Source organism: Xanthocytophaga flava (assembly GCF_030068545.1).
Lineage (GTDB): Bacteria > Bacteroidota > Bacteroidia > Cytophagales > 172606-1 > Xanthocytophaga > Xanthocytophaga flava.
On record NZ_JASJOR010000013.1, the window covers coordinates 124741 to 136991 of the forward strand.

The following is a 12251-nucleotide window of genomic DNA, read 5'->3' on the forward strand; positions in this document are numbered from 1 at the left end:
TTAACTTAACCAAAAACCCTTTAGTACTAATGCGTAAATTCATTTTTGTTTTTATGGGAATGCTTGCCATGATGTTGGTGGGGCAAAAAGGAACTGCACAGACAATCAATGAAGGTTTGAACTATCTTGATTTAGATAAGTTTGCCAGTGCAGGAAATGTGTTTAAAACCCTGGTGAAAAATAAACCTACTGGAGAGAATAATTTCTATCTAGGTTATTATTATATCCAGGTTGGAGAACTGGATTCTGCTAAAGCCCAGTTTGAGAAAGGTGTCGCTGCTGATCCTAAAAACGGATTATCATATGTAGGTTTGGGTTCACTTTTATTAAAGCAAGGTAAAAAAGCGGAAGCAAAAGCTCAGTTTGATCAGGCAAAAGCTATCACAAAATCTAAAAATGCAGATGTTTTTTATCGTATAGGAGAGGCCTATGTTTCATATGAAGGAAATACAGACCCTGTTGAAGCTGTAACTAACGCTGAACAAGCCTTAAAGTTAAATAAAAATCTGGCTGATGCATATGTTGTTATTGGTGATGCTGCTTTACAAAAATTAGATGGTACAACAGCCGCTAATAACTATGACAAAGCAATTGGATTAAATCCTAAGTTATTGAAAACACATGTTCGTTTAGGTAATCTTTTCGTAAGAAGTAAAAACCTTAATGCTGCACGTGAAAAATATAATGAAGCTATTGCTGCTGATGCAAATTATGCACCTGCATATCGTGAATTAGCAGATCTTTATTATCTGGCAAGACAGTATGATAAAGCATTGGAGAATATGGAGAAATATATTTCACTTGCTGATAAGAGCCCTGCAAACCAATTCCGTTATGCTGGTTTCCTAATTCTTGTTGAAAAATATCAACAGTCTTTGGATATTTTAGCTACTCTAAAAAATCAATACAGTAATAGTGCTGTTTACAATCGTTTGATGGGTTATGCTTCTTATGAGACCAATCAATGTCCACAAGGTTTAGAATATTTGAATAAATATTTCACATTGGTAAAACCTGAAGGTATCCTTGGATCTGATTATGAATACTTAGGTAAATTGGAGATCTGTAATGGTGGAGACACTACCAAAGCACTTGAGAATATTGTAAAAGGTGCTAAGATTGATACCAACAGAGTAGCAGGATTAAGAGATGTAGCTCAGAAGTTCTTTGATGGCAAAGCTTATGTAAAATCAGCTGAGGCAATCCAGCAATATATTGCTTCTCCGGGTAAAAAAGTTAATGCGAACGATTATTATTTATCTGGCTTGGCTAACTATTATGCAAATGATTTTGTGAAAGCAGATTCTGCATTCAGCACTATGATTACATTACTTGAAGGCCCTAAGCAAATTATTGGTTATCAGTGGAGAGCAAAGACCCGTGCAAAAGAAGATGCTGATGGAACGCAGGGTATTGCAGAGTCAGACTATCAGAAGTTTTTTGAATTGGTAGATGCTGAAGCTGATAAGACCAAATATAAAAGAGAGGTGTCTAATGGATATTTCTATTTAGCTATCCTTAATCTGAAAAAATATAAAGATCTGGCAAAGGCACATGAATATGCAAACAAAATGTTGGCTCTTGATCCAGCTGATAAGAGAGCCAAAAATGTGCTTACTTTTACACAGAAAGACCTAGATCCTAAGGCTGCTGCACCAGCGAAAGCAACAACATCTAAAACTCAGCCTAAAACAAAATAGTCTGGGTTTAGCATAGCATAAACAAAAAAAACTGTCATAAGACAGTTTTTTTTGTTTATGACTAATAGAATATTCAGTCTACATCTTTACCAGAGCTCCATTTTGGAGGATAGGTACTACATTGTATAAATCCTCACGAAGGCAGAACTCGATATCTCGGGTAAGATTTAAACGAGCTAGTCTGCGAACATGTGAGGAGTGAGCGATAAACTTGATCATATTGTATTTTGCCGCATCATAGATCATATGTGCAGCCAATGCTGCATCATCTTCTATAGTAAATTCATTTTTTAGGCTACATACTACCGCACCTGCAAACAAGGTGTCCTCTAAATTATATTTGCCTTTCCATCCAGCACAAACTACTAATACATCATAAGGCTGAGTTAATAAATAATCTGTAATAGCTTTGCGATTGAGAAAAGATCCTACTAATACCTGCTGAGCAGATTTGGATTTGGTAAGGGCTAGTGTTCCATTGGTAGTGGTCATAGCTAATGTTTTACCTGCAAGATCAGGCTTCATATAGCTGAATGGGGAATTATCCAAATCAAACCCTTCAACTTTCATAGCATTTCTCTCGGCAGCAGCAAGATAGCCTTGTTCCTGTAATACCTTGCACTCTTCTATATGAGCAACAGGGATGATCTTTTCAATTCCATGAGCAAAGGCCGTTGTCATACAGGATGTTGCACGAAACACATCTACAATGACAGCAATCTTGTTTTCTAAGTTATACAGGTGCAACAGCTCTGGTGTAGGGCAAACGTCAATTTTTCTCATCAGAAAAGTATTATTTCACAAATGGTAATTTAACGACTTTGGCTTTTAGATTCTTGTCACGGACAGTAACATATATTTCTGTCTCAGAAGTTGCGTAAGCACTTTGTACATATCCCATTCCAATCCCAAGCCCTAATGTAGGAGATTGTGTACCGGAGGTTACTTCACCTATTTTCTCACCTGATGCATTTACAAGTGTATAGTGAGCTCTTGGAATACCTCTTTCTTCCATCTTAAAACCAATTAGTTTTTTCGCTACACCTTTTTCCTTTTGAGACTTCAGATTCTCAGAGTTTATAAAGCTCTTGGAAAACTTAGTAATCCATCCAAGTCCGGCTTCAAGTGGAGACGTTGTATCATCAATATCATTTCCATAAAGACAATATCCCATTTCTAATCGTAAGGTATCTCTGGCTCCTAACCCAATAGGTTTAATACCATACAAAGAGCCAGCTTCCATAATCTGAGTCCAGACATGATTGGCGTCTTTTGCAGGCACATAGATTTCGAAACCACCTGCACCCGTGTATCCTGTAGCAGATATAATCACGTCATTGATATCTGCAAAAGGTCCTTTTGTAAAAGTATAGTATTCTAGTGATTGTAGATCTACAGGTGTAAGTGCCTGTAAAGCTGCAGAAGCTTTAGGGCCCTGAACAGCAAATAGGCAGAGATGATCAGAAATATTTTCCATCTCTACACCAAAAGTATTATGTTGCTGAATCCAATTCCAGTCTTTTTCAATATTAGATGCATTTACCACCAGCATATATTCATTTTCCCGGATACGGTAAACAAGAAGATCATCAACTATACCACCTTTATCGTTTGGGAAACAGGAATACTGAATTTTACCATCGGCTAATTTGGATGCGTCATTGGAAGTAACATATTGAATAAGGTCCAGTGCTTTTGGTCCTTTTAACATAAACTCTCCCATATGAGAGACATCAAAGATTCCAACGCCATTACGGACTGTATTGTGTTCTTCTATATCAGATGAATAACGTACAGGCATAATGTAGCCAGCAAATGGAACCATCTTGCCACCAGCTTGTACATGAATATCATGTAGGGGTATCTTTTTTGCGGAGGATATTTCAGTCATAAGGATGAAGTTTACAGCGCGCAAAGGTAGTAGTTATGAATTAGAAATTAAAAGTAGAGTTTGAAAAATACAAGGAAATAATCGCTACATAACAATTCATATAAAGATAGACCTGGCTTTTATACAAAAAATAGGGCAACCAGTCAGAAGATAGGTATTCCAGATAGAGGGAGAGATAGATTTTTTGAAGGCAAGATTAAAACGATAAGTAGAAATATTTTGTATTAGCCAAATATTATTTGCTATAAGATTACATGGTAGTATATTTATGTGGGGATAACCAACTTGTGCAAAAACAAAAAAAGTCCCTATATTTCTAAAATAGTTAGATACTTCTCATTCTAATGTCTTATTTTCCCATACTTGATTCTTTCGTAAGAAATTTCTTTGGCGATCCTGTTCCCTCACAGAAGCCAGGAAGTAACCAATTTCGAACAATTATAACATTTCAGTTTACTTTAGTCTGTACAGTTGTTTTTTTAATAGCTACTATTCTTAATTTTATAGTTGCGGAATATATGTTAGGATATGCAATCCTAGTAGGCTTTTTTGCATTCTTATGGATTTTATATGTACGAAATAGAGTCTATTATGCTTTTACCTCTACATTGGCCATCCTCATTATTAACGTACTTATTTTTATACATGACGCCCGTTATGGAATACAGGCTGGAGTATATTTATTCTATTTTCCACTAGTATTCGCAATATTCGCTACCTTCTCCTATGAAGATATACTTCTTGTAATTTGTCATTTGTTAATGACAATAGCCGGATGGGGAATAATGGAATTAACACATCATTCACTCTATTCTTCAAATGTACATAGCTATGAAACACTACATGGCCTCTTTATTTTTTGCATGATTGCATCATTGTGTATCACTATAGCATTTGTCTATTTAATTCTTCAGCAGATACGGACAAATGCTATTACGAATGAGCAGGAGAAATTAAAATCAGTTATTGATAGTAATACACAGATGTTGATGCTGATTAACAAAGAGAGGAAGATAGAACTTTTTAATCGTAAGTTTTTTGATTACTATCAGGATGTATATGATGATACATTACAAATAGGAGATAGCTATCTTGATTATGGAAACCCACAGAATCGGGAAATGGAAGCAGAAGCTCTTGATAAAGCATTCGCAGGCCAAACAATTCAAAAAGATATGCTGGTAATGATGGGTAATGTGCCTACCTGGATGAGTCTGAATTTTGTTCCTGTAGTGAATCAAAGGGGAGAGATTCATAATGTTGCTTTTTCTGTATTGGATATTTCAGAACGCAAAAACTATGAGAAAAATCTTAGTGAGACCAATGCGATTCTTACCAAGTTAAATCATGAATTGGATCATTTTATTTATAGGTCTTCTCATGATATGAGAGCTCCACTAGCATCTGTATTAGGGTTAGTTGAATTGTTTCAGAGTGAAGAAGATGAATCAGAACGAGAGGAATATATAGCAATGATTGGTAAAAGCGTACACAAGTTAGACCAGTTATTAATTGATATAACTCAATACGCTAAAAATAAAAAGCTTGAAATCAGAAATCAGCCATTATATTTCTCAGAAATAGTTAATGAACTAATAGAGGCATTACGATTTGCTAAAAATGCACAAAGCATTGACTTTAAAGTAAATATTATCCAGGAAGGAGCCTTTTATAGCGATGAAGAACGAGTGAGATCTATTATTGGTAATCTGTTGTCCAATGCTGTACGGTATCGTTCCTTACAAGTGGCATCTTTTGTGGAAATAACTGTGGTTGTTAATGATAATAAGGCAAAGATTACTATTACTGATAATGGTATTGGAATAGAACCAGAATATCTGAGCCGGATTTTTGATATGTTTTTTAAGGTTTCTCACAAATCCGTGGGATCTGGACTAGGCCTTTACATTGTAAAGGAAACAGTGACTGCTTTGAGAGGTTACATAAATGTGAAATCGGCAGTAGAGCTAGGAACAACATTTATGGTTGAACTTCCTCTGTATCATACAGGAATATTATGAGGGATTGCATTTTCCTACATAGAAAATATAATAAATCAACATTTTTTGACCTTCGCATTCGTAAATACTTTAACTCTGTCGTGTTAGCATCTTTCGAGTCCTTTTTTCATATTGAAAATACGTTTGTAAACATACTTGGATACTCATTGAGTTACCTGGAGTTGTTTGGGGTTATTACAGGTATTGGTGGAGTTTGGCTGGCTTCCATAGCTCATGTGTGGACATGGCCTGTAGGGATTGTAAATGTAATACTATCCTTTTTTCTGTTTTATCAGATACAGCTTTATCCGGATATGTTTCTGCAGGTATTTTTCTTGATAACCAGTCTTATGGGATGGTGGAAATGGCTGAATCCGGAAAAGTATGAAGCAGACCAAAAAGATCAGTTAAAGGTAAGCTTTCTCTCCTCTAAGGATTGGGTGACATGGTGTATTGTCACATTGGTAGCAACAGGTGCACTTGGAACGTTTGCAAGTTATCTGCATGTGTTATTTCCAATACTTTTTTCAAAGCCTAGTGCTTTTCCTTACCTGGATTCGTTTACAACTGTTGCCAGTATTATTGCCACATTCTGGATGATTCGCAAAAAAATAGAATGCTGGTATGCATGGATTCTGATAGATGTAATCAGCACTTACATGTACTATACCAAAGATGTTAAATTTTATAGTCTGCTTTATCTGATATTTTGTTTTCTGGCAGCAAATGGAGCATTTAACTGGTGGAAGATTCACCAAAAGTATTCATTAAATTAACTTTCCTTGCGGTTTTGATGATTAACTGTAGACTGCTCTTTCTGAGCTTTTTTCTGATCCTCTTGTCTCTCAAATTCTAATTTTTCTTTTGTATCATCTATTGCTTCTTCTATGGAGTGAGATTCGTGTATATTGGTTGCTTTTGATGACACATCTGCTAGGGTTGCATAGTATTGGCTTAGAGTTCGTAATTCTTGTTCGGTTAAGGATTCAACATCCACAAGGCGGTTGCTGGCGCGTTGACTTGCTGCAATTAATTCATTTAGTTTTAACTGCATGGCCATTCCATCTTTATTTTGGGATTTCTGAATGAGGAAAACCATCAGAAAGGTAATAATTGTAGTGCCTGTATTGATAATTAATTGCCAGGTATCTGAATAGTGAAAAATTGGACCTGTTGCTAACCATATGATAATTGTCAGAAGGGCTACAGTAAAGGCACCCGAACTGCCAGCCAATTGGGTAGTTTTATTGGCAAATTTTTCAAAAAATAAAGCAATTCTATTCTCAGGCTTTTCCATAGTGTATATACATTATACAGTGACATTGAAAAATAGTATACCAACTATAAGTTAGGCCAAACAGGGCTTTTAAAATAAAGCTTGACATGAGTTGTATATTTGCTTTATCTTTGTGTAGTATTTACACTAATATATGACTGCAACTCTACTAACTCTCATTACTGCACTAAATTTCTCTATATCAGGTATTGTCAAGGATCAGGCAACTCATAAACCGATTGCCAATGCAACAATCTTGTTGGTAGAAACTCAAGACGGTACAATTACGAATGCATCCGGAAATTTTGAACTGAGAAATATTCCTTCGGGAAGCTATACATTGCGAATAAGTCATGTGGGATATACTACATATGAGGTTAATGTAAATTCCGAAACCGACTTTAAGGGAGACGATATATTGCTAGCAGCCCAGGATGTTGTTACTGAAGAAATCATTATTCAAGGAATACGGGCTGACGAAACGACACCTATATCTCAAAAGACTTTAAGTAAAATTCAAATTGAACAAAACTATATGGGACAGGAAATGCCTGTACTACTGACACAGACTCCTTCCATAAACTATTATTCGGATGCGGGTAATTCCTTTGGTTATTCCTATATGCGATTGAGGGGAATAGACCAATCCCGGATCAATTTTACACTCAATGGATTACCTCTGAACGAACCTGAAGATCAGGGAGTATATTTTGCCAACTTTGCTGATTTTGGAAATAGCCTGCAATCAATTCAGGTGCAGCGTGGTGTTGGGACAAGTACATCTGGAACAGCTTCGTATGCAGGTTCTGTTAATTTTGAAAGTATCAATCTGGCAGATTCAATAGGTTCAGTAAACCTGCAGACAGGATATGGCTCTTTTGGTTCTTATCGGATTAGTCCGGAATTCTTAACTGGACGATTGAAGAATGGCTTTGCTTTGTATGGACGCTATTCACTGTTACATACAGATGGATATAAATATCATTCAGGTACACATGCTCATTCCGGATTTATCAGTGCAGGTTATTTTGGAAAGAAGGATCTATTCCGGCTTACTGCTTTTACCGGACATACCCGAAATGATATGGCATATGTGCCAGTAGCATTAACAGATATTCGACAGGACCCACGAACCAATTATCTCTCACCAGAAGAAAAGGATAAGTTTTCACAACAACTGGTGCAATTACAGTATACGCATAAATTCAACCAATATACATCATTGGTTACATCCGGATACTATATTCATCTGACAGGAGGATATGATATTCGCTTTGATCCGATTTTACAGAACTTTTCAGTTGCTTCTGATTTTGGTGGAGGAATGATGACTTTGCACTATACTAAAGATCGGTTAACAACTCATGTAGGTGTTCATGCTAATACATACAAACGTGATCACTTTTCCAGTATACAGCCTAATACCTCTGATCGATTGTATACCAACACAGGGTATAAAAAGGAGATTTCTGCTTTTGGTAAGATTAATTATACCTGGAATAAATTTAATGTCTTTGCAGATGTTCAGATTCGATCTGTATTTTTTCGATATAGTCCAGAGAAAAGTTATGAGTTGCCAGAGCTGTCCACTCGATGGACATTCTTTAATCCCAAAGTTGGCATTACCTATCAGGTAGGTCCGGCTGTAAATGTGTATGCCTCTATTGGCAGAACAAGTCGGGAACCTACCCGAAATGACCTTTTTGCTGGGTTTGATGATGTAGATACCAGTAATATTTCATTGATTGGTGACTTAACAAGGGTAAAGTCCGAATCTGTAACAGATATTGAAATAGGAGCCCGATGGATATTACCTACATTGGTTGTACAGGCAAATGTATATACGATGCAGTTTCATAATGAGATTGCCCCTGTTGGTCAGTTGAGTTACATCGGATTGCCATTGCGGAAAAATGTAGCTCAGAGCTATCGGCGCGGAGTTGAGGTGGATCTGAGCTGGAAGTTACTTTCTAACCTTACAATTGTGCAGAATACAGCTTTTATGGATGCACAGATTAAAGAATATACTAATGATGTAGACAATCAAACATATCGGAATGTTAATCCATTATTATCACCTAAATGGATTTTAAATCAAGGTGTGATTTATCAGTTGCCTTTCTCCAAACCAAAAAAGTTGAGAGGTGATGTAGAGTTATCCAGCAGATATGTAAGCAAGTCGTTTCTGGCAAATACCAATGAATCTCAGTTTATGACACCAGACTTCCATTTGCTGAACCTGCGCATTTCTATGGATTTTCTTCAACATGTCAGATTATCATTTATGGCTAACAATCTGACAGATAAGTTATACTTTACCAGTGGGCAGGTTACAGATCAGCAACCATATTATTTTGTGCAAGCTAGAAGAAATTATTTTGTTACACTACAACTAAACTTTTAATGCTATGCTGGGAGCAATTGCCGGTGATATAATCGGCTCACTTTATGAAATACGTGGTTTGAAAACAATGGATTTCCCATTGTTTGTGCCTGAATCCAGATTTACAGATGATACAGTTTTGACCATGGCAGTGGCTGATGCTCTATTGGATAGTGGAAGGTATGCTGAAAAGATTCATTCGTATGGGAATAAATATCCCTTGGCCGGATATGGAAAATCATTCAGAGACTGGTTACAGTCAACAGATTTGCAGCCTTATAATAGTTGGGGTAATGGATCGGCTATGCGAGTAAGTCCAGTCTCCTATGTTTATGGTTCTTTGGATGAAGTTTTGCAGGAGGCAGAAAAGAGTGCAGTTGTTACACATAATCATCCGGAAGGTGTAAAAGGTGCTCAAGCAATTGCTGCCGCTGTGTTTCTGGCTCGGAAAAGAAGTTCTAAGCAGGAAATAAAAGAATATGTTCAGAACACGTTTGGATATAATCTGGAGCGAAGCATAGAGCAGATCAGACCTGATTATAAATTCGATGTTAGTTGCCAGGGATCTGTGCCGGAATCTATCATTGCTTTTTTGGAAAGTACAGATGTGGAAAATGCAATTCGACTAGCCATTTCATTAGGAGGAGATACAGATACAATGGCTTGTATGGCTGGTAGTATTGCAGAGCCGTTTTACGGTGGTCTACCAAAAGAGATTGAAATAGAAGTGAGAAAACGCCTTACGGCAGACCTTCTGCAGACAATGGATGCATTTCTTACACAATTTCCTACTAAATAATTATACAGTGACTGCAAAGCATCACAATTACTGAGTGTATGCTTTGTTTGGAATTACTATTTCTGATGATTGGTTTTACACTGGGTAAATTTTTGCCTCCTCACAACGGACATATTCATCTTATTCGGGAAGGAGCCAGACAGGTGGATCGCATGTATGTATTAATGTGCTCTATTAACCGGGAGCCTATTCCGGGATATCTACGCTATCACTGGATGAAAAAGATATTTGCAGATGATCCGAACATTCAGGTAATCCATGTTACAGATGAAAATCCTCAGGAACCAGTAGACCACCCTGATTTTTGGCGTATCTGGGCTGGAACGTTTGAGCGTAATCTTCCTGAAAAGCCTGATATCTTCTTTAGTTCTGAAACCTATGGTTTTGAGCTGGAAAGAGAACTTGGAATCAAACATATTCTGATTGATTTGCAGCGAAGTACTATTCCTATTTCTGCCAGATATATACGACAAGAACCTTTTAAACACTGGGAATATATTCCAGCAGAAGTGAGACCTTACTATGTGAAAAAGGTAGTGTTAACCGGACCGGAATCTGTAGGGAAATCTGTTCTTGCAGAGCAGCTTGCCAGGCATTTTCAGACAGAATGGTTACCAGAATATGGTAGAACATATTATGAGGAAAAAATGCCCCATTTTGAGTATCTGGGGATTTCCCACATAGCTGGCGGCCACCTGATGTTAGAAGAGCAAATATTATGCAAAGCAAATAAGATCCTGTTTCTGGATACAGACCTTATTCTGACACAGATATGGAGTGAGATCTATTTTAATCAGTGCCCTGACTGGATAATCGAAGCCAATCATCAGCCTCGCCAACGGGCAGCTTTATATCTATTGCTAAAACCTGATCTGCCATGGGTTGATGATGGAACCCGCAACTATGGCCATATTCGTGAGGAACAGTTTCAAACCATTCGTAGAGAACTGGAAAAACGAAGATTGAAGTATATAATTATTGAAGGTGATTTTGAAAATCGTTTAGCTCAGGCTATCGCCGCAGTAGAAAACTATATTTTACCTGAAATAAAAACTCGTTAATCTTTTTTTGTCATTTGATAATCTCTCCCAACCGAAAAGTGCGTCGGTGATGTGGTGTAATTCCGTATTTTTCCAGTGCCTGGTAGTGAGCCTTAGTAGGATAAGCAGCATTTGTTTCCCATCCATAGTGTGGAAAATCTTTGGCTAGTTTTTCCATCTGGTCATCACGATACGTTTTGGCAAGTATCGATGCCGCCGCAATAGATAAAAACTTTGTATCTCCCTTAACAATACAGGTATGAGCAATAAATGGGTAAGGTTTAAACCGATTTCCATCAATCAGTAACATCTGTGGTATAACCAAAAGATTGTCTACAGCCCGATGCATAGCGAGGAAACTTGCATTCAGTATATTTACTTGATCAATTTCCGAATTAGATGCTTCTGCTACTGCAAAAGCAATCGCATCTTTTTGTATCTCTTCTCTTAGTTTTTCTCTTTCACTACGGGTTAATTGCTTGGAGTCATTCAGGCTAGTGTGTTTATAGTCTTTGGGCAAAATTACTGCAGCAGCAACAACAGGACCTGCCAGGCAACCCCGACCAGCTTCATCCAGTCCAGCTTCAATCAGATCTTGTGTATAGGCAGATTGTAACGACATTCTATTATTGGGTAGAGAGTTGTAAGTTGCAAAACAAATAAAAAACCTCCTTGAGAACAAGGAGGTTTTTTGCAGAAAAGAGATTATGCTTTAAAGGTTTTAATGTTTATGCCCTGCATGATGATGAACATGACGAAGATTCAGTACATGTCCAACAATTAACAATACAGACCCCAGATACATAAGAATAGAGGCAAATGGTATACTTTCTTCCCAGATAATGCTACCTGCAAATACAGCCCAGGCAACTATAAGGATAATACGAACTAACAGAGAATGTGCTTTACGAGCTGATAACCAAACAGCAACAGCCGCAATTGCTAAAAAAAGGAAGTCAAGCCAGCGATATTCCTCATGTGCAGTAAAACTAGCTGCACTTGATAGAAGTACAGGCATAAACATACAGTGGATAATACAGCCTACTGAACTAATAATCCCCATCCAATCTGACTTGCGCGAAACAGAAAAATTTTTCATTGAAGAGGCGATAGCTGAATTTGTAACAACGTTGCAAAAATAATAGCTGATTTACTATATTGC

Annotated in this window: 11 protein-coding genes; 6 read left to right on the forward strand and 5 right to left on the reverse strand. The window is 37.2% G+C overall.

Features of this window, described 5'->3' with window-relative positions; translation table 11 throughout:
• The first annotated feature begins 29 nt into the window (after positions 1-29).
• Entirely contained in the window at positions 30-1700 is a 1671-nt protein-coding gene (locus QNI15_RS19570) for a tetratricopeptide repeat protein (RefSeq protein ID WP_314033121.1), read from the forward strand.
• Between the two features lie 78 nt (positions 1701-1778).
• Here the strand turns inward: QNI15_RS19570 and QNI15_RS19575 are convergent, their stop codons facing one another.
• Both QNI15_RS19575 and gcvT read right to left on the reverse strand, forming a co-directional pair.
• Positions 1779-2483, reverse strand: a complete 705-nt coding sequence (locus QNI15_RS19575; RefSeq protein ID WP_314033123.1) for a 2-phosphosulfolactate phosphatase — start codon at positions 2481-2483, stop codon at positions 1779-1781.
• A gap of 10 nt (positions 2484-2493) precedes the next feature.
• Positions 2494-3591 carry a glycine cleavage system aminomethyltransferase GcvT gene (gene gcvT / locus QNI15_RS19580; RefSeq protein WP_314033125.1) on the reverse strand — a complete coding sequence of 366 codons (1098 nt, stop codon included), beginning with the start codon at positions 3589-3591 and terminating at the stop codon, positions 2494-2496.
• A 518-nt stretch (positions 3592-4109) separates the two neighbouring features.
• On the opposite strand from gcvT, the gene QNI15_RS19585 reads away from it, so the two are divergent.
• Positions 4110-5612: a PAS domain-containing sensor histidine kinase gene (locus QNI15_RS19585; protein WP_314033127.1), complete on the forward strand. Its 1503-nt coding sequence runs from the start codon at positions 4110-4112 to the stop codon at positions 5610-5612.
• A gap of 80 nt (positions 5613-5692) precedes the next feature.
• On the forward strand, positions 5693-6367 hold the full coding sequence (gene pnuC / locus QNI15_RS19590) for a nicotinamide riboside transporter PnuC (RefSeq protein WP_313990921.1): 675 nt from the start codon (positions 5693-5695) through the stop codon (positions 6365-6367).
• Here pnuC and QNI15_RS19595 read toward each other — a convergent pair.
• The gene (locus tag QNI15_RS19595) at positions 6364-6888 is read right to left on the reverse strand and encodes a low affinity iron permease family protein (RefSeq protein WP_314033129.1); all 525 of its coding nucleotides are present in this window, start codon (positions 6886-6888) and stop codon (positions 6364-6366) included. The two genes, pnuC and QNI15_RS19595, sit on opposite strands and share 4 nt — an antisense overlap.
• A gap of 133 nt (positions 6889-7021) precedes the next feature.
• On the opposite strand from QNI15_RS19595, the gene QNI15_RS19600 reads away from it, so the two are divergent.
• Genes QNI15_RS19600 through QNI15_RS19610 form a run of 3 tightly spaced genes read left to right on the forward strand, consistent with a single transcriptional unit; the run spans position 7022 to position 11110 of the window.
• Complete coding sequence (locus tag QNI15_RS19600; RefSeq protein WP_313990916.1) at positions 7022-9271, forward strand: TonB-dependent receptor; 2250 nt, start codon at positions 7022-7024, stop codon at positions 9269-9271.
• A gap of 4 nt (positions 9272-9275) precedes the next feature.
• Positions 9276-10049 carry an ADP-ribosylglycohydrolase family protein gene (locus QNI15_RS19605; RefSeq protein ID WP_313990915.1) on the forward strand — a complete coding sequence of 258 codons (774 nt, stop codon included), beginning with the start codon at positions 9276-9278 and terminating at the stop codon, positions 10047-10049.
• Between the two features lie 38 nt (positions 10050-10087).
• A complete protein-coding gene (locus QNI15_RS19610; protein ID WP_314033131.1) occupies positions 10088-11110 on the forward strand; it encodes an AAA family ATPase in 1023 nt (340 codons plus the stop codon).
• 10 nt (positions 11111-11120) lie between these two features.
• On the opposite strand, the gene QNI15_RS19615 is transcribed toward QNI15_RS19610, so the two are convergent.
• Together QNI15_RS19615 and QNI15_RS19620 are read right to left on the reverse strand one after the other, a co-directional pair.
• Positions 11121-11711, reverse strand: a complete 591-nt coding sequence (locus tag QNI15_RS19615) for a ribonuclease HII (RefSeq protein WP_314033133.1) — start codon at positions 11709-11711, stop codon at positions 11121-11123.
• A 99-nt stretch (positions 11712-11810) separates the two neighbouring features.
• On the reverse strand, positions 11811-12188 hold the full coding sequence (locus tag QNI15_RS19620) for a MerC domain-containing protein (RefSeq protein WP_314033135.1): 378 nt from the start codon (positions 12186-12188) through the stop codon (positions 11811-11813).
• Between the last annotated feature and the right edge of the window lie 63 nt (positions 12189-12251).